We start from the raw sequence: 20,847 nt of genomic DNA, 5'->3' as shown, positions 1-20,847 counted from the left end.
GGCAAAAAAAAGCACCCAAGTGGGTGCTGAAGAGGGGGTTCGTTGTGCTAAGACCGTGGATGAGCACTGAATTAAAGGTTACGCAAAATCCGCGGGCGTATTAATCCGTAGATTTACCTATATCGTTAGAGTCTTATACTGCCGGGGAATGCGGTGTCAGGGCACGTTATTTGAACTTGAGCAGCTGCTCCGGGGTATCGGTGAAATCCCGGCGTGAATTGGGCAGTCTTACCGCCTGCTGCACGCGACCCTCGGTATAGGTATGGCAGGCCCCCGGTATATAAGGTGTGTCGTCACCGCGCATGCCTTCCATCGCTTTGGCATCGTGGCGGCGCGCAGAGGATACGAAGTAGCCTTTTTGAAGTACAAAAGCCGCTTCGCGCAGGTCACCGGAGAAATACTCGCTGGCCCAAGCGGCAAAGCCCTTGAACAACGGTTTGTCGCTTAACTCGCGGGGCGCGATTATCTGCCATTGGAAGGTTTTCAAATGCAGCATTTCTTCGCCGTTTAGCCATACTCTGGCATCGGCAGGTTGGCCGTCTTTTTCGTCGGTAACCTCAACGGCGTACAAGCGTTCAGGCTCACTTCTGACGGCGTGCGCAATGGCCAGCACGGTTAGATCAAACAGGTGAGTGCAATTGCTAAACGGGTTTACCTGGGCAATGACGGTTTTGGGCTCGCTGCCCAGCGTGACGCCGACCATTGCTTGCAGGGGCTCTGTTGCGCTGGCGCAGGTGTTATAGGGGATGCGCAGGGTTTCAGCGGTGATTGCGGTAACCTGACGGCCATCGTGTTGCAGATGCACGCGAAAGCCATGGCAGTCGTCTTCCAATTCCGCCAGCACGGCCCCTGCTTGCTGGCTGAGCCGAATATGGCGTCGGTAGCTGCCCGAGCCGTAGTGTGGGTTTTCGGGGAATTGTGCCTGGAAATTGCGGTCTGATGCTGTAGTCGACATAAGAAACGGTAAACAGTTTACTTCGGCTGCACAGTGTACCATCGCATGGCGATGGCGCCTGTAGTCTGAATGGGGTCAAATCGAGATCAATGACAAGCGGCAGATTATGGGAACTGCCGTAAAATTCAACCGGAGAAAGTGAGTATGTGGGTTCGTATTCTATTGTTTTTCCTGGCTATTGCCTGGACACCATACGGCATGTATTGCCTGTTCTTCCCAGAGTTTCTGGGCCCGGTGGCGGGGCTGGAGGCGGTTAGGCCCGAAGGTGTAACAGAGCTGCGCGCCATGTATGGCGGGGTTCAAATTGCGGTGGGCCTGTCTGCGCTGCTGGGATTTTTCCGCGTGGTTTACCTGGATAAAGTATTGTTTGTACAGCTCATGGTCTTGGGTGGCCTTGGCTCAACTCGGCTGTTAAGCGCTGTATTCAGCAGTGACTGGAGTGTGTATACCATTGGGGCGCTGGTTTTTGAGTGGGTCTCTTTTGCCCTGTGTGTGGCGGCTTCGCGTGCGCAACCGGCTCATCTATAAAGCCTGAATGACTAACCAGCTAAGGCGCTGAAGGGAGTATCACTGTGAATGAATATGAACAGATCATTAGCCTGATTTCCCTCAGTATGGGGGTGGCCTGGGCTTCAGGCCTGAACCTGTATGCGGCGATCTTGGTGCTGGGCTTCGCTGGCAGTACCGGTAATTTGGATTTGCCGCCAGCGCTTGAAGTGTTGCAGGACCCTATGGTGATCATGGCAGCTGGCTTGATGTATGGCGTTGAGTTTTTTGCAGACAAAACCCCAGGTGTCGATACCGCCTGGGATTCGCTGCATACCTTTGTGCGGATACCGGCAGGTGCTATGTTGGCGGCGGGCAGTGTGGGCGATGTAACACCGGCGCTGCAGGTGGCTGCCGGTATTCTCGGCGGTTCTCTCACGTCGGTTACTCATGCAGCGAAAGCCAGCTCCCGGGTGCTGATCAACACGTCGCCGGAACCTTTCACAAACTGGGGGGCGTCGGTTACTGAAGACGTGGCCGTGTTTGCTGGCTTGTGGACGGCGCTGAATCACCCGGTGCTGTTTCTGATTCTGCTGGTGCTGTTTGTGCTGTTGTTAATCTGGATGCTGCCCAAATTGTGGCGTGGCGCGATGCTGGTTTTGCGCAAGGTGGGCGAGTGGTTGGGGCTGGTGGATAAGAATGCGCCGGCTGACCCGTTATTGCCGGGCCTTGACGACACCGTAGAGAAGCTTCAGCGATTGCAGGAATTGCGAGAAAGTGGCGCGTTGACGGACGAAGAATTTGAGCTTGCCAAGGCTAAAGTGCTGGGAGTGATGTCCGAATAGGTCGGCGTAAGTGCGTGGGCTTCAGATCGGGAAGAACCAGGGCCAGACCAGCGCATCTAATACGGCGGTCTGAAAGCAGAAGAATACATACCCGCAAAGGGCAAGTGTCAGAAAGGTGCCGCGTTCAGGGGCGTGTCGATAGAGCTCGTAACCCACCAGTAATGCGCTGAAACCGGTACCAAACAGGACGGCGCGAATGCTCCACCACAGATCTGCGTTTGGCGCGTCCAGCAGGGCGAAGCTCAGCGGCATCCACAGTGCGGAGCAGAACAGAATAAGGAAATACAGTGCATTCAGGCGCTCAAACAACAGGCCGCCACTGGAGGTGCGCGTGTTCGCGGGCACTTTCAGCAGCGCGTAGGCAAAAACCAGAAGGTAGCCGGCGGCCGCCAGCACCATATTGATGCTATACAGACCGAGGAGGTGCTGCGGCACCTCGCCCCACAACGCTTCCACCGACTCCGGGTAAGCGCTAAAACCGTAGCCGTAGCTGCCTAAAACGGCGATGCCTCCAAGTATGTTGATGATCACGAATAGCACTTTCATGGGGGCTTCCACCAGAGTTTGGCCCTTGTACGCTGCGCGTGCGCGGGCCGATCATGGATAACGGTTACTGCGGCAGTGAATCCATCAGCAGTACCGAGCTGGCGATGGCCAGGGTCAGCCAGGACCCCAGCGTACCAAGAAAGCGGGCGGTGCTGACCCCGGACGTGCTGCTCAGCCCGGCGGCATGCAATACGCGCGAAACTACCAGCGTGATACCCAAGCTATGCACCAGTGCCGCACTGTTGCCATTCATTTCGGTCAACAGAATCAGCAGCAGGGTCAGTGGTACGTATTCGGTGAAGTTGGCCTGAACGCGAATGGTGCGTTGCAGTTCGGCGTTGCCGCCGTCTCCAAAGCCTACTTTGTGGGTCCGTCGGGCGTTGACCACGCGCGAAGACAGCGCCAGTAGGAGAATGCCACAGAGGCCTGCGTAGAGGGGGGTGATCATAATGCGTCCTTATTGGGTTGGTTGAATTTTCGGTAGCTTACCTGTCGCGTTAGCCACGGCAAAGATCGAGCCAGCGTTGAATGCCGGCACTGCGATATTTCTGCTTGTGAAGCACGAAATAGAAGTGGCGGCCAAAATCTTTGGCGGTGGTGCGCACGGGCTTGAGGCGCCCGCTGCGAAAGGCATCTTCCAGCGTGATCGCAGAGAGGCAGCCCAGACCTAGATTGGCCTCCACGGCGCGCTTAATTGCCTCGGTGTGTTGGAGTTCAAGGGCAATATTGAGCTGTGGTAACAGGCCGTGCATCGCCCGATCAAAAGCTTGGCGCGTACCGGATCCGGTTTCCCGCAAGATCCAGGGTTCGGCCAGAAGCGAGCGGTCACTAACCCGTTGGCCACTGGCAAATGCGTGTTGGGGGCTGCAGAACACCACGAGCTCGTCCTTGCGCCAAGGGATAATATCCAGGTCCGGGTGGTGAAAATCCCCCTCTATCAGACCGATATCCAATTCGAAATCCAGCACTTTGTTGGTGATGTGCTCGGTATTGGCCACCTCCAATTGCACCCGTGCGCCCGGTTGTTCGGCCATGTAACGGGCAACAATGCCGACCGCGAGATAGTTGCCGATAGTGAGCGTGGCACCCACCTTGATCTGGCCAATGTCGGTGTGCCGGGTCAGCGCCTGTTCGAAGGCTGTCGCCTGCTCCAGCAGTGCTTCGGCCTGAGGTCGCACAGCGCGGCCGAGCTCATTAATTTGTAAGCGCTTACCAACCCGGTCGAATAACTGCACGTCGAATTGCTGCTCCAGCTCTTTCAGCGCGCCGCTGGCTGCAGACTGGCTCATCGCAAGATGACTGGCTGCGCGGGTGATATTTTCGTAGTGGGCAGCCGCAAGGAAAACCTCTAGTTGGCGAAGGGTATAGCGCATAATCTGTAAAATCGATAAGTCATATTTGAATAACCCATTTTACCGATGTTTAGCCGCGGGTCTATAGTGGCCTCACATTTGGCTAACAGTGAGTTTTGCGCCATGACAACCTTGGCAACCGAACGCGTCACCGACATACATCACTGGAACGAGCGACTGTTCAGTTTCAAAACCAGCCGCGATACCGGGCTGCGTTTCGAAAATGGTCATTTCGTTATGATTGGCCTGCCCGTTGAGGGCAAGCCCCTGTTGCGGGCCTACAGCATAGTCAGCGCCAATTATGACGAAGAGCTGGAGTTTCTCAGTATCAAGGTGCCTGACGGCCCGCTCACCTCGCGCTTGCAGAATATCAACGTTGGGGATGAAATCTTTGTCAGCCGTAAGCCGACCGGCACTTTGGTGGCAGACCATCTGCTGCCGGGCCGAAACCTGTATATGTTTGCCACCGGCACAGGGCTGGCGCCGTTTATGAGTATTGTCAAAGACCCGGAAGTGTATGAGCGCTTTGACCGCATCATTCTCTGTCACGGGGTGCGCTATGCCAGTGAGTTGGCGTACGCAGATTTTTTGACTGACGAACTGCCGCAGAACGCGTTTTTTGGTGAGCAGGTGCAGGAAAAGCTGATTTATTTTCCCACGGTTACTCGCGAGCCGTTTCGCAATCAAGGGCGCTTGACGGATCTACTTGCTAGCGGCGCGTTGTTCGATGCCATCGGCCTGCCCGCGCCCAACAAGGACGACGATCGCTTTATGTTGTGTGGTAGCCCCGGCATGTTAAAAGACATGACAGCGCTACTGGATGAGCGAGGGTTTAAAGAATCGCGCAATGGCTATCTTGGCGAGTATGTGATTGAGCGTGCGTTTGTAGAGAAGTAATCGCTGGGTAGCAGCGAACAATCTTTGGGCGGTGACGGCGCGCGGCTGTCACCGCCCTTTTTTATGTCTTATCGCAATGTCTAGTGGCAATTGAAGCGTTTCAATACGGCGTGGTGTCGTGCGATACCCATGCGGCAGCAACCCCCCGTTCTGTCCTTCTGCCAACGGGAGGGAGGGAATCGAACATCCAAACCAAAGCCAATCCACCTGAGTTTACGAATACCCTTTTTATGCTGAAAAAACTGAGGCGAAGGGATTAAAAAATACTCACTACGACCCCGGTTTTTTCGTGGTAGGGTACGCGATCGATGGAGATGTTCATTCAAGAGGGAAGCCTGTGAAACGTGTTCTGCTGGTTATTGTTGCGTTGTTGGTCGTGACGGGTCTGGTGCTGACTTTTGCCAAGCGGCCTGAGCCGCTCGATCCGGCGCTGGAGAGCGCGAAACGCTTGCATGACGGTCCGCACACGGTGGCTTACTACGACGTGACCCTAACCGATACCACGCGCCCCAGTCAGGCTCACGGTAATTTTGAGGGTAGCGATTCTCGTGAGCTGAAAACTCGCATCTGGTATCCGTCAGATTTGTTGCGTGAAGGACGTCCGGCGGCGAAGCCCTTACCTTTGCTTATCTATAGTCACGGTTTTATGTCGATGCGCACTGGCGGCGCTTACCTGGCAGAACATATGGTGAGTAAAGGTTATATCGTGGCGGCGATGGACTATCCGCTGACAAACTATTCGGCACCGGATCAGCCCTATGTGGTGGACGTTGTAAACCAGCCTGGCGACGTCAGTTTCTTGCTGGATCACTTTACAAGCTGGCACCGCGACCAGGGCAATCTGTTTGAAGGAGCGGTTGATGAAACACGTATCGGTGCTTTTGGGTTGTCGCTGGGCGGTATGACAACAACCATGGCGGCATTTCATCCGCGTTTTCGCGATCCGCGCATTGACGCCGCGGTGTCGATTGCTGGTCCCAGCTTCCCGTTCACTGAATTGTTTTACAGCCATCGCCAGCTTCCCTACATGATGATTGCTTCGCCAATTGATGCGCTCGTTGATTACCGGGCCAATGCGCTACCGACTCTGTTAGTGCCTGGTGCAATTCTGGTGACTATTGAAGATGCCAGCCACACTGGCTTCGCCGACATGGCAAAAATGCTGCGTTTCATGCGCAATCCCGACAAACTGGGGTGTGACCAGGTGAAGTCCAATATCGATGCGTCTAGCGAGGACACCTGGTACCACCTGATTGGCACGCCCGAAGAGGGTGTGGCGGCAATTGATGCGCCACCTTTGTGTGAAATGGACCCCTTGCCTGTTGGGATGAATCCGGTGCGCCAGCATTGGCTTAATCAGCTTGCGGTGTCTAGCTTCTTTGAGAGCCATTTTGCTGAAGATCCGGCAGTGAGACGCGGCAATCGTGACTTTTTGTTGAACACTTTGCCGCGCGAGATTGCAGAGGTCAGGGTAGACGTGAATAATAACTAGGGCAGCCGCATAGGGCTGCGCCACAATAATCACAATATAAGCAAAGAAGGTAAATTCATGACGACTGCTCTGTGGTGTTTGTTCGCGACGGCACTTATTCCAACACTGCTAGCCTTTACTGGCGGCTTCTTGCGGCACAAAGAACTCGGTAAAGCGGACAATAAAAATCCGCGGCTACAGTATGCGCAGGCGACCGGTATTGTTTCCCGTGCTTTTGCTGCCCAGCAGAATGCTTGGGAAGCATTGATTCTGTTTTCCGCTGCTCTCCTTGCCTCTTATATTGCAGGCGTACCCCAAGAAAAACTGGCCAGTATCGCGCTGATATTTGTTGTTGCCCGCGTGTTCCACGCCATTTTTTATCTTGCGGACAAAGATGCCTTGCGCTCCCTGGCTTATCTGGTTGCACTGGGTAGTGTGATCTGCATTTTTGTGATGGGCGCCTAAGGTTATTGGTGGCCTGAGGCTGCTGGTGCCTGGGGAGTGTTTGTGAAAAGCATAACGCTAGGTAAATGGCGCTCTTTGTGCGCTGTGACTTTAGTTTGGGCTGGCATCGCATCCCCCGCAGGTGCTGACTACGCCGCGTTTCAGCTGGACGCAGCCAATATGGCGTCGGCGGCGCGCGGTGGCGTGGATGCCATCGCCGGTCGCGGCGACTGGTGGCTGACCAACGGCACTCTGTGTGCTGCGATCAGCGATGTCGAACACGACGCTGGAATCGTCGCCGGTGGCGGCAGTTTGATCGACTTTGGATTCTGTGGCCGCGATGACGATCAGTGGACCTATGCCAATCTGCTGACTGGATTGGCCAAGGAAAAAGCGATTCGCGCCAGTGAAATTCTGGCCAAGTCGGGCGCCTCGAAGGCTGAAGTTGTGGTGGTGGGTGAAGACGGCGGTTTGCGTCAGACACTGCGCTACGTATTTAGCGAATCTGACCCCTCGGCGCTATCATTATGGGTGGAGGTAGAGCGGCTGGCTCCCGGACGCCCAGTGCGGCTGAGTGGCTTGCTCACACTATACCCTCACCGCGCATTAACCCCCTACACCCTGTCGACCATAGCACCCAATTACAGTATTGGCTTTGACCACCCCTACGTTGATCGGCACAGCATGTTTTCGCTGACGGCAGGGATGATGCCGGCAGACTGGAATATTCTGGTGGGCAGTCACGTGGAGCCTGCGCCACTGAGTTACGGTGTACAACTGGCCTCGGCCTACCTGACAGATCGCGACGGTGTTGATCATCGATTGCCCCAGTTCCTGGTTACGCTGCCAGATTACAGCCTGCACGGCTGGATGACGCGGCCATTGTGGCTGGGCAGCGAAAAGCTAGGCATGATGCAGATGCTGCAGAGCCAGCTGATGGATCTGAAAGTTGGTGAGCGGATGGTGGTTCACTTTCGAATGCTCGTTGGCGCCGCTGCTGATGTTGCTGCCGCGACCGATCAGATCTATCAGGGCCCGACCTTGCGCGGCAGTGTGAATACGGCACCGGTTTCACTGGAAGTATTTGCCGACGATGGTCGTTCGGTGAGTCAGCGCCGGGTGGAGTATCCGGGTGAATTTTCGCTGACGCTGCCGAAAGAATTGATGAAAGCGAGAGTAGTAGCGCGCAGTCCCTGGGGTGAAACGGTTGAGCTAAATCAGCGAATTGCTGGTGATACCGATCTTGGTGCGGTCGTATTTCGCGAGCGTACCGAACTGCGCTTGCCTGCGGGCAAAGCGATGAAGCTCAGTTTTTTCGGGCTTGGCAATACGCCAACACCGCGCCTGGGCGACGACTTGCTCAACTTTCGCAATAAGGGCCAGCCGGTGGAGCACTCGCTAGTGAGCAACAGCGTATCGCTCGCCGGCGTGAGATCTGATCCCCGCGTGGTATTTCTACCGCCGGGTGAGTATGAAGTGCTCGCGTCGCGGGGGCTTGAGCACTCCGTGACAACTACTCGGCTAGAGCTTAAGCCGGGTGAAGTGACATCCCTGGAAATAGAGGCTCCGCAGCGGCTGCTGGAGAGTGACTGGGTGTCGGCAGATTTTCACGTGCATGCGGGCCAGAGTTTTGATTCCACGCTGCCGCTAACCGAGCGTTTTCGTACCTTTGCCGCCCAAGACGCCAAACTGCTGGTGTTGAGCGAACATAACCGTATTGTTGATGGGCGTGAAGCGCTTGCGTCGCTGGCGCTCGATACCCCCATTACCCTGATTACCGGCTCAGAGCTGACCGGGATGGCGCGTACCCCGGTGGCCCCCACTTCGCTGGGACACAGCAATATTTTTCCGGTGGCGGAACGCAATGAGCTGTTTGCCGGTGGCGCGCCACGGGTTGAAGACCGGCGCTTACGCGATCTGATTACCGATACCCGTTATCGCTACCCGGGCGCGATTTTTCAGCTCAATCACCCGCGCTCGCAGGATGCGATTGACAGTGACCTCTCCTATTTCAATCACCTGTCGCAGGCCAAGCCCTTTGAGCCGGTGTTGCCACTGACCCATCCGCGCAATCATTCCCTGCTGGAGCCCGCCAGTAGTGGTTTTCGCGATATCGACTTTGACGCCATGGAAATTCTCAACGGCGCTGAAATGGATGCTTTTCCGATAGCGCTACGCGACTGGCTGTCGCTGCTCAATCAGGGTTACCGCATTCGCGCTACCGGCAACAGCGATTCACACGGTATGGACGAGGTAGTCTCGGTACCGCGCAATTACGTAAAACTTGCGGCTGACGCTGAGAGCTCCCCGGAGACTGCACTGGTCAGGGCAGTGCGCGCGGGCGAACTTTTTCTGACCAGTGGCCCCCTGTTGTCGATCACCCACAACGGCGATAACGCCATGGGGCAGGAGCTGCAGGGCGGGTCGATTGCGCTGACCATTCGTGTTGATGCAGTGCCCTGGGTAGATGTCAGCACGCTGCGGCTCTACGTGAACGGCCGCACATATCTTGAGCGCAGTATTGTTCCGGGGCAGGATTATTCAGAAATCGTTCATGTAAAGCGTGATAGCGTGGCGGTTGTGGAAGTTTCCGGAGAGGCTGGTCGGGTCTACCAAAAGCTGTTTCCGGGGCTGCAGCCGGTGGCGGTGAGTAATCCGGTATACATCGATGCTGATAGTGACGGACAATGGCTGCCCCCGGGTGTACCCTGAGGGCGACAGAAAAAACGGCATTAGTACACAGAATTATAGGCGTCACAGAATCTACACTCACAAGCTGTAATTTTTATACACACAGGGGATCCCTAAATGAAAGCAACATGGTCTGTTCGTATCGCAAGCGTAGCGCTTGCTCTGGTCGTGGCAGGTTGTACCATCGACCCGTACACTGGTGAGAAGAAAACCAGTAATACCGCAAAAGGTGCTGGTATAGGCGCATTGGCCGGTGCTGCTATCGGCGCGGCTACAGCGGGTAAAGACAAGAACAAAGCGATCAAGCAGGGCGCTCTGGCGGGTGCGGCGATTGGTGCTGGCACCGGTTACTACATGGATACCCAAGAAGCCAAACTGCGTCAGCAGCTTGAAGCTACGGGTGTTCGCGTAGAGCGCATTGGCGACACCATCAAGTTGATCATGCCGGGCAACATCACCTTTGCCACCAATAGCTCTTCACTGCAGCCTTCCTTTACTGACGTGCTGAACAGCGTTGTTCAAGTGGTCAAGGAATACGACAAAACCCTGCTGCAGATCAACGGTTACACCGATTCTACCGGCAGCTTCGAACACAACCAGAAGTTGTCAGAGCAACGTGCTGATAGCGTCGCCCGCTTTTTCCTGAACAGCGGCGTTGCAGCTGACCGCGTGCGCACTGCGGGCATGGGACCACGTGACCCGATTGCTTCCAATGATTCGGCCGCCGGTCGCTCACAGAACCGTCGCGTTGAACTGAGCCTGATCCCCACCGGAAACTAATCCATGGCTTTACTCCTTCAGCAACCGCTCGCCAAGGCGAGCGGTTTTTTTATTCTTGTGTTTCTGATGGTTTTGGGCAGCGGTTGTGCGCTGTTGCGCGATACCGCCAAGCCCGAAATATCGGTTACATCGTTGTCTCTGCAACCCAGTCGTGGATTTACGCAGACCTTGAATATTGGTGTTCGGGTGCGTAACACCAATGGTTTTGGGCTGAATATCAATACGCTCAATTACCGAATTTTTCTGGAAGACACGGAAGTGGCCTTTGGCAAACGCACAGAAAAGCTGGAGATTGGAGCCAATGACAGCGTGAGTTTCACCGTGCCCGTCGAGTTGAATCTGCTCAGCGGTCTGTCGTTGATACAGAAACTGTTAAATGCGCCCAAGGATGAGCTCGCGTATCGAATGGAAGTGGACGCGGATGTGGCCAACTTTGGTTTGGGTATGATGCGTATTCAGCGTGAATCTACCGTTAGCCTGGTGCCGCGTTAGCAAGCATGCGGGCGACCACGCTGGTCGCTAGTACACCCATAAAAAAGCCCGCTTTGCTGCGGGCTTTTTTATCTTCGTAAATTTAGGCGCTTTTCTTTTTTGACTGCTTTTTGCTGTTCTCTTCCAGGTCGCTGTGAATCGCCAGCAGCTGTTGCGTCAGTTTGTGCGATTGCGCCATATAGATCAGCGGCGTTTGACGGGTGCGTGACTCTTTCATTTTGACCGAGCTGCTCAGATAGGTGTCGAACAATGGCAGCCCCATGTCGGTCAGCTCTTCAGTAAGTTGTTGCGGTAGCGAGGCGAGGGCCTGGAATTGGTTGACCACCACACCCTCTAGCGACAGTTTCGGGTTGTGGTCTTCCCTGATCTCCGCCACCGTGTCGAGCAGGTTCATCAGGGCGCCCGCAGAAAAGCTGTCGCAGTCAAAGGGAATCAATAACGAGTCGGCGGCGATCAGCGCAGAGCGACTATAGAAATTCAGGGCGGGTGGGGTGTCGATATAAATATGCTGGTATTCGTCCGCCAGATTTTCCAGGGCATCACGCAGCTTGTAGATTTTGTGGCGCGATTCCAGATCGCGCTCGATGCTAGCCAGTTCTGGGTTGGATGGCATCAAAAACAGGTTTTCGAACTCTGTATTGTAGATGAAGTCCCGGGGTTCCTTGCCCTTGCCGAAGAACGATAGTTTTTGCCGGAAAAAATCGGCGGCGTTATCGGTTAGCTCTTTGAACTGGTCGCCAATCAGGTACTCGCTGCTGTTGCCCTGCACGTCCAGGTCGATAACCAGGGTTTTGTAGCCTTTCCAAGCGCTGATGGCGGCAAGATTGCACGTGATGCTGGTTTTGCCTACGCCGCCTTTTTGATTGAATACAACTCGCTTCATGGGTCGCCTCAACACACATATGTCCGGAAAGGCGCAATCCTACCAGTCTGTTGCGGTCTTCTCCATTGCTGGTGGGGCGAATCAGGCTTTGGATTTGTTCAACCACTGACCACTATGCAGCACACCGTACAGGAGCACCAGAATGGTGCCAGCCAACGCGGAGTGGTTGGGGTCTGCCTGAATCTGTTTGCGAAAATAGATGCATTCAATACTGTGGGCGACCAGTAGCGCAGCGGCAATCCCGGTAATCCAAGGGGCAGCGGCACCAAACGGGGTGATCAGGTTGATAACGGCGGCGATCCAGAATGCGAGGGTAGCGATTTTGCCGAGCGTATTTGACACGAATGAGATCCTTATTATTGCTTGTTATAACCGGTGTCATGGTAAACAATATTTACGTAACCCCCAAGTTTTTTAACGCGAGGAAAAAACCATGTTCCCGCAAGTACTTACCCTGCCGGTGGCACTGTGCCTCGGTTCGGTCGCCCTGTTACTGGTTTTCGAACGGCAGGGTATAAAACGCGCAGAATGGCTGCTCAAGCCGCTGGCGGCGCTGGCGTGTATCTGGGCTGGGCTGGCTAGCGGAGCGCTGGAAAGCGACTATGGGGTGTGGATTCTCGTGGGGCTGGTGCTGTGCATGGCAGGTGATGTGCTGTTGATCCCGCCGGGTCAGGGGCCTGCGTTTCTGGGTGGCATGCTGGCGTTCCTGCTGGGGCATCTGGCTTATGCGGTGGGTTTTTGGCAATGGCCGCTGGATGCTGGCCGGCTACTGGGCGCGATAGTCGCAATGGCAATTGTGGCCTTTGTTGTGCTGCGCTGGTTGTGGCCATATCTCGACAAAGCCTTCCGCGTGGCGGTGGTGGCCTATGTGGTGGTTATTTCATTGATGGTCTGTATCGCCTTTGCTATCAGTGAGGTGAACTGGCTGATCCCGGCCGGCGCGCTGGCGTTTGCGGTGTCTGATCTGGCGGTGGCGCGGAACCGGTTCGTGGCGCCGGGGTTTGGCAACCGGCTGTGGGGTCTGCCGCTGTATTTTATTTCCCAATTGATGATTGCCGCGACTGTTACGGTCGCTCACTAGGAGTTTATATGTTTACCGGTATCGTCCAGGGTGCGTTTCCTCTGGCGCGCCTTATCGAGAAGCCGGGTTTGCGGCAGTTGGTCATGCAGCTCGACGAGCCTCTGGTTGCCGGGCTGCAGATTGGCGCCAGTGTTGCGCTTAATGGTGTGTGCATGACCGTGACTCATATCGACGGCACGCAGGTGGGTTTTGATGCCATGCAGGAAACCCTGTCACTGACCACGCTGGGACAGTTGCGTGAAAACGAGCCGGTGAATGTGGAGCGCTCGGTTACGCAGGCAGGGGAAATCGGTGGTCATATCGTGTCGGGTCACATCGATGGTGTCGCTGAACTGGTGGGGCTGGAGCATACCGAAAATAATTGCACGATGACCTTTCAGTTGCCGCTGGCGCTGGCCAAGTATGTGTTTAAAAAGGGCTTTATTGGTCTGCACGGATGCAGCCTGACAGTGGCAACCATGGATCAGAAAACGGGCCGGTTTTCGGTCTGCCTGATCCCGGAAACGCTCAGGGCGACCAATCTTTCGCTACTTCGGCAGGGCGACCGGGTTAACATTGAAGTGGATCGCCAGACTCAGGTGATTGTTGATACGGTAGAGCGGGTGCTGGCTGAACGGGGCTGAGAAACCGGGGTAGCCCCCGGTTTTTGTTGGCGGGGTTTTGTCTCTTACCAGGCGAGCTTGCCCGTCACGACATCCTTCCACATAACAAAGTCTCCCCACAGGCTGTAGAGCGGATTTTTAAAGGTGGCCGGCTTGTTTTTCTCGAAGAAGAAGTGGCCAACCCAAGCAAAACCGTAGCCTATCAGCGGTAACAGCCACAGCCAGCTCCAGTGCTGAGTGGCTACTACATAACTCACCAGGGCGATAACCAGTGTGGTGCCGATGACGTGCAGGCGTCGGCAGGTGCGATCTTCATGCTCACTCAAATAGTAGGGGTAGAATTCCTTAAAGGAGGTGAAGCCGCCTTCGGGAATGGTGAGGGTTTGCTTGTTCATGACTAAGTCTCCGTTGTTCAAACGAGCCAATTACTGGTCGTAGCCTGGGTTCTGGCGCTGCAGTTTGCGCAGTAACCCCGGCCAGGCCAGGCCGCCGAACATGCCACGTGTGACCACCTGGGCCGCTTCACGCACGCCGTCGAGAATATCTTGCTGTACCGGTATCAATTCACGATTGCCTGCCAGCGCGCGCACCTGAATCATGCAGGCGGCTTCAAAAATATACATGGCGAGGAAGGCGTCAGCCGGGCTCTGGCCAACCGTTAGCAGACCGTGATTGCGCAGCATCAGAAAGACATTTTCCCCAAGGTCTTGCACCAGGCGCGGTTTCTCATCCTCGTTCAGGGCGATGCCTTCGTAGTCGTGGTAACCCAGATTGGACAGCACCAGCGTAGCTTGCTGGGAAATGGGCAGCAGACCTTCCTTCTGGGTGGAGACAGCAACCCCGTTAAGCGAGTGGGTGTGCATGACACAGTGGGCGTCTTCGCGAGCGGCATGAATGGCGCTGTGTATGGTGAAGCCCGCCGGGTTGACGTCATAAGGCGAGTCGTCGATCTTGTTGCCCTCGGCGTCGATTTTGACCAGGGACGAAGCGGTGACCTCTTCGAACATCATGCCGTAAGGGTTGATCAGGAAATGATGGTCGGTGTTGGGTACCCGCGATGAAATATGGGTAAACACAAGATCATCCCAGCCGTACATGGCCACCAATCGGTAGGCCGCCGCCAGGTTGACCCGCGCCTCCCACTCTTCAGCCGTGACCCGGTCTTTGACGTTGTCTGCGGGTTTACTCGCTGTCTGGCTCATGGCAATCTCCTGTCAATGCGCTGTCTATGTGTCACCATACTGCGCGCCTTTCTATAAGAAAACTGTCAATGAATTGACAATCAGGGGCGTTAATTGAATCAAGCCTTATCCATTCGCCAGAGCCTGGAGACCAATGCCTGGTTTGCGAAGCTTCCCGGCAGTGTTCTGGATGAACTCTCTCGCCACACGCAGCGCCGGCGACTGCACGATGGTGAGCTGCTCTATGCTCGCGGCGACCAGCCCACGGGGCTGTTTGGCGTGGAGCGCGGACGGGTGCGTATTTCCAATACTTCCAGTGAAGGCAAGGAACTTACCGCCACCTACTTCGAAAACGGTGATTGGCTCGGGGAGATTTCCATTTTTGACGGTCTGCCGCGCCTGACAGATGCTGTCGCCTGCGGCGAGTGTCAGGTGTTGGTGGTGCCGCGCCAGGCAATTCAGGATTTGCTGGCGCGCCAGCCCGAACTCTACGCGCCGTTCGTACAGATATTGTGCCGTAAGCTACGAATGGCCATGGAAGGTATGAGCGACCTGATGTTGCTGCCTTTGTCGCAGCGCTTGGCCAAGCGTCTGCTGGCTTTGGCTGACGATTACGGCCGCCCTCACGAACACGGTATCGAAATTGATTTTCATCTGCCGCAGGACGAGCTCGGGCGCCTGCTGGGAACCTCGCGCCAAAGCGTTAGCAAAGAGCTGAAAGCGCTCGAAAAAAACGGTTGGGTAAAGCTGGCATATGGCCGAATAATAGTGGCTGATCGCGAAGCCTTGACGGCCCATATAGAGGCGCCCTCGGGCCCGTAATAAGGGTTTTTGGTGATAGTACAAAATGTCTGTACGCGCAGGTACTTTGTCGTATAATCGATTGTGCTGACTAAGACTCAGTGTGCAACTTGTGAAGCAATTTAGAACGACCTGCCTGTCTGTACTCAGTCAATTGAGCTTGGCCGGGTACAAGATCTTCATCTTGTTTTTCCAAAGTCATCTCTGCGCCTTACCGTCAACACAAAATCTGCGTATGCAGAGTTCAAGTACCATTTCGGTGAACATGCCGAGGAGAAAAAGCAATGTCTAAAGCAACTGGCCAGGTTAAGTGGTTTAACGAATCTAAAGGCTTTGGTTTTCTGGAGCAAGATGGCGGCAAGGACGTATTCGTTCATTTCAGCGCGATTCAGGGTTCGGGTTTTAAAACCCTGACCGAAGGTCAGCGTGTAGAATTTGAAGTGGTTCAGGGTGACAAAGGCCCGCAGGCTGCCAACGTAACGGTTGTCTGATAGACCCTTATCATAAAAAAAGGCGCCCATGCGGCGCCTTTTTTGTTTCTGCGTATGCTGGGCTCGCGCCCGCTGGGTGTGTCGTTACAGCGGTTTGAGCTCGTTTAACTCCACCACGTTGTCGCGCAGAATGCGTTTCTTTTTAAGGTCGTCAAATTTTGCCAGTTCCGGCACATAGTCCAGAGGTGTTGGCATGCCTTCTATGTGCGGCCAGTCGGAACCGAAAATCACTCGGTCGGCCCCCATGATTTCTTCCACTTCATAGACATCGTCTTCCCAGAATGGGTTGATCCACACGTGCTGTTTGAACAGTTCAACCGGGTCTTCCTTGTAATAGCCCATGGTGTCCATGCGGTCGCGAGACTGCTTGAGTTTACGCACCAGGTCCGGCAGAAATTCAGCGCCATTTTCGATGGACGCAATGCGCAGGTTGGGGAAACGTTCAAACAGTTTTTCGTAACACAGTGTTACCAGAAAATCGTAGGCTGCGCGTTCGATATTAAAGTGTTTGATATTGGGTGCCCAAGAGCTGAATGCATTGGAGCCACCGGTGCTGAAACCGTCGTCTACATAGCCATGGGTGGTATAGCCCGAATCTGACGCGTGAACGACGACAGTAATACCGGCCTCATTAACGCGTGCCCAGAAGGGATCAAATGTCGGGTGTGATGGCGACAGTGGGCCGTTTTCGGTCCACACGGCGGCGGGGCGCATGCATACAGTACGTGCCCCCTGTTTCAGGGCCCATTCCAGCTCTTCGCAGGCGAAATCTACGTCTGCTAGAGATATGTAGGGCGATGCGAAAATACGATTTTGGTAGTTGCAGCCCCAGTCTTCCTCCAGCCAGCGGTTAAACGCGCGAAATTGGGTTCGTACTGCTTCGATATCGTGCTTCAGCAGCTCTTCGTAGAGAACGCCCAGCGTCGGAAACAGCCACATGGCGTCCAGGCCCTGTTCGTCCAGCACTTTGATTCTTGCATCGCGATTGATATAGCAATCGGGCAGGGGCTCCGGGTCGCTGAGCAGTTCTTCGGGCTTGAGTTTGTTAGGGTTGCCGCGCAAGAAATCCGAAATGCTGCCCGGCTTGGCAATCGGGTCCCAGGTGGGATTGGTAACCGCGCGGGATACCTTGCCGCCCACCACGTGGTATTTACGGCCCTCGATCTCAGCCCACTGCACACAGCGCGGACGCATGTGCTTGGGTACGTGCCGGGTGAAGGCGTCGTGGGATTCGTAGTAGTGATTGTCGCAGTCGAAGGGCTTATAGCCGAGATCGCTCATGATGGGCTCCAGAAACTGTCTTGTTCAGCCCGACAAGCATACGGCCTGTGTGTCAGTGGTGCGATGTGCGCAACGGCCAGTTTTGTGTGGCAAAAATGCGCGGTGGTGTTGGCGGGGCGGGCATCCGTTGAATGCTGTAGAATAGCGCGCTGTCGCGGCGGGCTGTTCTGCCGGGTGGGGATATAAAAGCACAGAATTTTATGGACAGTTTTGCCGATATTCGACCGTACAATGACGATGAAGTTGCGCCCGTATTGCGCAAGTTATTGAACGACAAGGAGTTGCTGGACACGATTGCCGGTCTGCGACTGCCGCGACTGCAGCGCGTGTTTCCCAAATTGGTGCGGCCGCTGGTGCGCACCGTGCTGAAACGGCAACTGCGTGGCGTGGCCACGGTGCGCCAGTTTCAACAAGTGGTGAAGCTCTACATGGATGACATGATCGAGACCACCACCAGCCGCTTCACCGTGTCCGGGCTGGATAATCTTGACCGCAACCGCCCATGGCTGCTGATCAGTAATCATCGCGATATCGCACTTGATCCGGCCTTTGTAAATTACGCGCTATACCACAATGGCGGCGATACCGTACGCATCGCGATTGGCGACAATCTGCTGAGCAAGCCCTTTGCTGCTGACCTGATGCGGTTAAACAAAAGCTTTATCGTTAAACGCTCCGCCAAGGGACCGCGGCAGATGCTGGCGGCCTACAAAACCCTGTCCAATTACATTCGTCACTCTCTCACGCAGGAGCAGGCCACGATCTGGCTGGCGCAGCGTGAAGGCCGAGCCAAAGACGGTATTGATGTCACGGAGCCAGCCATTATCAAAATGCTGTGTATGAGTCAGCGAAAAGGTGAAGAGGCGTTCGCTGATTTTATAAAAACGCTGGGTATTGTGCCGGTAGCGATTTCCTACGAGTGGGATCCCTGCGATGAGGCCAAGGCCCGCGAGTTGACCTTGCGCGAGCGCGACGGCGATTACCTTAAAGCTGAATATGAAGATCTGAAAAGCATTGCAATGGGAATCCGCGGTCAGAAAGGGCGCGTGCATGTGCATTTTGGTGAGCCCTTGGCCGCCGACTTCGAAACACCAGTCGAAGTAGCTGCCGCTGTTGACCAGCAGATAGTGCAGGAGTATCGCCTGCAGCCGAGCAATATCTGGGCCTACGAGCAGCAAACCGGCAGTGACGACTGGCGCAAGCTGCCGGCCGACGTGCTGACCGAACTTGGCGATCTGGGAGCGGCTTCACGCGCCGAATTTGACGCTCGCATGGCGAGCATTCCGGCTGAGTATCGAACCAAGGCTGTTGCCATCTATGCCAATGCGGTGCGGGCCAAGCTCGGCCGACTGCCGGCGGTGGAGTCGGCCTAGATCGTGGTGGACGATAGCCTCAAGCAACAAATCCAGACGGCCTATTCCACCTTCTTGTCGTCCAAGGGTTTAAAGCCGCGCTATGGCCAGCGCCTGATGATTGCGCATGTGGCGCGCACCCTGTCAGCCATAGAGTGCGACGATGCTGGTCAGCGTACCGGCGGCAAGCCGCTGGTGGTGGTCGAGGCGGGTACCGGTACGGGCAAAACCCTCGCCTATCTGGTGGCGGCACTGCCGATTGCGCGGGCCCGCAACAAAACCTTAGTGATTTCCACGGCGACTGTTGCACTGCAGGAGCAGATCCTGCTGCGCGATATTCCCGACATTATTGAACACTCCGGTCTGGATTTTGATTTTGCTTTGGCCAAGGGGCGGCAGCGCTATTTGTGTCATGCGCGGCTGGACCAGCAGCTGTCTGGCGGTGGCCAGAATCAATTGTTGTACCCCGATGAAATCGCCGCCCAGCCCGAAGCGCAGGTACTTCATCTCTACCAGAACATGGCCGATGCGCTGGCAAGAAACCAGTGGGATGGCGACCGCGATCAATGGCCTGATGCCATCGATGATGAATCTTGGTTGCGACTGACCACGGAGCCGGCCCAGTGTACCGGACGACGCTGCAGCTTTATCCGCGAGTGCACGTTCTTCAAAGCGCGGGAAAATCTGCAGGATGTTGACGTCGTGGTGGCCAACCACGATTTGGTGCTGGCAGATCTGGCGCTGGGTGGCGGGGCCATTCTGCCGCCGCCGGAAGATGCCATTTACGTTTTTGACGAGGCGCATCATCTGCCCGATAAGGTGATCAATCATTTCAGTTTTCAGCTGCGATTTCACGCAACCGAGCGCTGGCTGGATCAAACCCTGCGCGCGGTTCGCGGTATGGCGGAACAAATCGGGCAGGGAGAGCTGCGTTCGCTGATTGACGCTCTCGCCGGACATATGGCGGTATTGCTGGAGGTATCTCGCGAAGCGTCTCCACTGGTGGAATCGCTGGTGCAGGAGGGGCTGGAGGCGCGTGGTAGCGGTGATGTATTGCGCTTTGAGCACGGGCTTGTGCCAGCCTTGTTGCAGCAGCAATCGGCGGAAATGATGCAGGCCTGCAGCGCAATACTCGACGAAGTAGACGACGTGCAGGAAGCCCTCGAAGACGCACTCGACAAGCGTAGCAAACAGTTTGACCGCGAGGTGCTCGAACAGTGGTTGGCTGCGGTTGCCACCATCCAGCGGCGGGTGGAGAATCAGATGGGGCTGTGGCGCAATTACCACAGTGCCAGTGAAAACGAAGAACCACCGATGGCGCGCTGGGTGAAAATGGTGGAGACGCCGAGTGGCGCTCTGGATATGGAGCTTTGCTGTAGCCCCATTTTGGCGGCCAACACACTGGCAGCTACCCTCTGGAAACGCTGTTTCGGCGCCGTACTGACATCGGCCACGCTGACGGCGCTGGGCGATTTCGGGCGCCTGAGTATGCGTGCAGGTCTGGCGGACATCAGTGATTGTGCGGTCGTACCGAGTCCCTTTGCCCATCAGGAAAAGGCGGAGTTGCGCGTGCCCGCCATGAACTGTGATGCGGGTAATGCACAGGCGCATACCGACGCGCTAATCGAGATGATGCCGACGCTGTTGCGTGAGGAGCGCGGCACCCTGGCATTATTCTCTTCATGGCGGCAGATGCTCGCTGTATACGAAGGGCTCCCACCGGACCTGCAGCGTCAGATCCTGAAGCAGGGCGACTATTCAAAGCACGAAATGCTGACCAGGCATCGCGAGCAGGTGGATGCCGGGGAATACAGCAGTCTGTTTGGCTTGGCCAGCTTTGCCGAAGGCGTGGATCTTCCCGGTGATTACTGTCGGCATGTCATTATTGCGAAACTCCCCTTTGCGCCGCCAGACGACCCGGTAGAGCAGGCTCTGGCAGAGTGGATTGAGAAAAATAACGGCAATGCCTTTATGGAAATTTCCGTGCCTGACGCCGCCCTTAAGCTAGTTCAAGCTAGTGGGCGGTTGTTGCGTAAGGAGAGTGACAGTGGTCGAATAACGCTTCTGGATCGGCGGGTGCTGACCCGGCGTTATGGTCAGAAAATGCTGGATTCGTTGCCACCGTTTCGACGCGTATTTGAATAGAGGGTCGTAGCTGACCCGGTTATTGGGTTCCTTAGCCCGCGACAGTATCGAATTCTCCAAACCACCCATTG

Annotated in this window: 23 protein-coding genes; 14 read left to right on the top strand and 9 right to left on the bottom strand. The window is 55.6% G+C overall.

From position 1 onward, the window contains the following. Positions 1-166 precede the first annotated feature (166 nt). A complete protein-coding gene (locus tag ABYP39_RS02880; protein WP_372758395.1) occupies positions 167-955 on the bottom strand; it encodes a DUF2889 domain-containing protein in 789 nt (262 codons plus the stop codon). Between the two features lie 144 nt (positions 956-1,099). Between ABYP39_RS02880 and ABYP39_RS02875 the strand changes: the two genes are divergently transcribed. Next, positions 1,100-1,483: a DUF4345 family protein gene (locus tag ABYP39_RS02875; protein ID WP_372748482.1), complete on the top strand. Its 384-nt coding sequence runs from the start codon at positions 1,100-1,102 to the stop codon at positions 1,481-1,483. Positions 1,484-1,527: 44 nt separating this feature from the next. Further along, a complete protein-coding gene (locus ABYP39_RS02870) occupies positions 1,528-2,286 on the top strand; it encodes a DUF4126 family protein (protein WP_372748483.1) in 759 nt (252 codons plus the stop codon). Between the two features lie 21 nt (positions 2,287-2,307). Here the strand turns inward: ABYP39_RS02870 and ABYP39_RS02865 are convergent, their stop codons facing one another. The 3 genes from ABYP39_RS02865 to ABYP39_RS02855 form a co-directional block, all read right to left on the bottom strand. Then, positions 2,308-2,832, bottom strand: a complete 525-nt coding sequence (locus tag ABYP39_RS02865; RefSeq protein WP_372748484.1) for a hypothetical protein — start codon at positions 2,830-2,832, stop codon at positions 2,308-2,310. Between the two features lie 64 nt (positions 2,833-2,896). Continuing rightward, positions 2,897-3,280, bottom strand: coding sequence for an MAPEG family protein (locus ABYP39_RS02860; RefSeq protein WP_372748485.1), 384 nt, complete (start codon positions 3,278-3,280; stop codon positions 2,897-2,899). A gap of 49 nt (positions 3,281-3,329) precedes the next feature. Further along, positions 3,330-4,205, bottom strand: coding sequence for a LysR family transcriptional regulator (locus tag ABYP39_RS02855; protein WP_372748486.1), 876 nt, complete (start codon positions 4,203-4,205; stop codon positions 3,330-3,332). 102 nt (positions 4,206-4,307) lie between these two features. Between ABYP39_RS02855 and ABYP39_RS02850 the strand changes: the two genes are divergently transcribed. The 6 genes from ABYP39_RS02850 (at position 4,308) to ABYP39_RS02825 (ending at position 10,959) form a co-directional block, all read left to right on the top strand. Continuing rightward, positions 4,308-5,081 carry a ferredoxin--NADP reductase gene (locus ABYP39_RS02850; RefSeq protein WP_372781028.1) on the top strand — a complete coding sequence of 258 codons (774 nt, stop codon included), beginning with the start codon at positions 4,308-4,310 and terminating at the stop codon, positions 5,079-5,081. 337 nt (positions 5,082-5,418) lie between these two features. Beyond that, on the top strand, positions 5,419-6,573 hold the full coding sequence (locus tag ABYP39_RS02845) for an alpha/beta hydrolase family protein (protein ID WP_372750576.1): 1,155 nt from the start codon (positions 5,419-5,421) through the stop codon (positions 6,571-6,573). Between the two features lie 57 nt (positions 6,574-6,630). Next, on the top strand, positions 6,631-7,017 hold the full coding sequence (locus ABYP39_RS02840) for an MAPEG family protein (protein WP_372750577.1): 387 nt from the start codon (positions 6,631-6,633) through the stop codon (positions 7,015-7,017). Positions 7,018-7,059: 42 nt separating this feature from the next. After that, the gene (locus tag ABYP39_RS02835) at positions 7,060-9,708 is read left to right on the top strand and encodes a CehA/McbA family metallohydrolase (protein WP_372781026.1); all 2,649 of its coding nucleotides are present in this window, start codon (positions 7,060-7,062) and stop codon (positions 9,706-9,708) included. Positions 9,709-9,804: 96 nt separating this feature from the next. Further along, positions 9,805-10,467, top strand: a complete 663-nt coding sequence (locus ABYP39_RS02830) for an OmpA family protein (RefSeq protein WP_372747724.1) — start codon at positions 9,805-9,807, stop codon at positions 10,465-10,467. Positions 10,468-10,470: 3 nt separating this feature from the next. Beyond that, the gene (locus ABYP39_RS02825) at positions 10,471-10,959 is read left to right on the top strand and encodes an LEA type 2 family protein (RefSeq protein WP_372747723.1); all 489 of its coding nucleotides are present in this window, start codon (positions 10,471-10,473) and stop codon (positions 10,957-10,959) included. A gap of 82 nt (positions 10,960-11,041) precedes the next feature. Here the strand turns inward: ABYP39_RS02825 and ABYP39_RS02820 are convergent, their stop codons facing one another. Together ABYP39_RS02820 and ABYP39_RS02815 are read right to left on the bottom strand one after the other, a co-directional pair. Further along, positions 11,042-11,842 (bottom strand): ParA family protein, encoded by an 801-nt coding sequence (locus tag ABYP39_RS02820; RefSeq protein ID WP_372747722.1) that lies wholly within the window; start codon positions 11,840-11,842, stop codon positions 11,042-11,044. An 81-nt stretch (positions 11,843-11,923) separates the two neighbouring features. Continuing rightward, complete coding sequence (locus tag ABYP39_RS02815) at positions 11,924-12,184, bottom strand: DUF1145 domain-containing protein (protein ID WP_372747721.1); 261 nt, start codon at positions 12,182-12,184, stop codon at positions 11,924-11,926. A 91-nt stretch (positions 12,185-12,275) separates the two neighbouring features. Between ABYP39_RS02815 and ABYP39_RS02810 the strand changes: the two genes are divergently transcribed. Next, positions 12,276-12,923: a lysoplasmalogenase gene (locus ABYP39_RS02810; RefSeq protein WP_372781024.1), complete on the top strand. Its 648-nt coding sequence runs from the start codon at positions 12,276-12,278 to the stop codon at positions 12,921-12,923. Between the two features lie 8 nt (positions 12,924-12,931). Further along, entirely contained in the window at positions 12,932-13,546 is a 615-nt protein-coding gene (locus ABYP39_RS02805) for a riboflavin synthase subunit alpha (protein WP_372747719.1), read from the top strand. Positions 13,547-13,590: 44 nt separating this feature from the next. Here ABYP39_RS02805 and ABYP39_RS02800 read toward each other — a convergent pair whose 3' ends face one another. Both ABYP39_RS02800 and ABYP39_RS02795 read right to left on the bottom strand, forming a co-directional pair. Further along, positions 13,591-13,920, bottom strand: coding sequence for an Mpo1-like protein (locus ABYP39_RS02800; protein WP_372747718.1), 330 nt, complete (start codon positions 13,918-13,920; stop codon positions 13,591-13,593). 30 nt (positions 13,921-13,950) lie between these two features. Continuing rightward, complete coding sequence (locus ABYP39_RS02795) at positions 13,951-14,727, bottom strand: class II aldolase/adducin family protein (protein WP_372747717.1); 777 nt, start codon at positions 14,725-14,727, stop codon at positions 13,951-13,953. Positions 14,728-14,820: 93 nt separating this feature from the next. On the opposite strand from ABYP39_RS02795, the gene ABYP39_RS02790 reads away from it, so the two are divergent. Beyond that, a complete protein-coding gene (locus ABYP39_RS02790) occupies positions 14,821-15,528 on the top strand; it encodes a Crp/Fnr family transcriptional regulator (protein WP_372747716.1) in 708 nt (235 codons plus the stop codon). Positions 15,529-15,791: 263 nt separating this feature from the next. After that, a complete protein-coding gene (locus tag ABYP39_RS02785; protein ID WP_372747715.1) occupies positions 15,792-15,998 on the top strand; it encodes a cold-shock protein in 207 nt (68 codons plus the stop codon). A gap of 84 nt (positions 15,999-16,082) precedes the next feature. On the opposite strand, the gene ABYP39_RS02780 is transcribed toward ABYP39_RS02785, so the two are convergent. Continuing rightward, on the bottom strand, positions 16,083-17,279 hold the full coding sequence (locus tag ABYP39_RS02780; RefSeq protein ID WP_372747714.1) for an amidohydrolase family protein: 1,197 nt from the start codon (positions 17,277-17,279) through the stop codon (positions 16,083-16,085). Between the two features lie 200 nt (positions 17,280-17,479). Here ABYP39_RS02780 and ABYP39_RS02775 point away from each other — a divergent pair, with 200 nt between their 5' ends. Then, positions 17,480-18,652: a 1-acyl-sn-glycerol-3-phosphate acyltransferase gene (locus ABYP39_RS02775; protein ID WP_372747713.1), complete on the top strand. Its 1,173-nt coding sequence runs from the start codon at positions 17,480-17,482 to the stop codon at positions 18,650-18,652. A gap of 3 nt (positions 18,653-18,655) precedes the next feature. Beyond that, positions 18,656-20,776, top strand: coding sequence for an ATP-dependent DNA helicase DinG (gene dinG / locus ABYP39_RS02770; protein WP_372747712.1), 2,121 nt, complete (start codon positions 18,656-18,658; stop codon positions 20,774-20,776). The last annotated feature ends 71 nt before the right edge of the window (positions 20,777-20,847 follow it).

The organism is Litorivivens sp. (genome assembly GCF_041625495.1).
In the GTDB taxonomy this organism is placed as follows: Bacteria; Pseudomonadota; Gammaproteobacteria; order Pseudomonadales; family Spongiibacteraceae; genus Litorivivens.
This window is presented reverse-complemented; position numbering and strand designations above follow the sequence as displayed.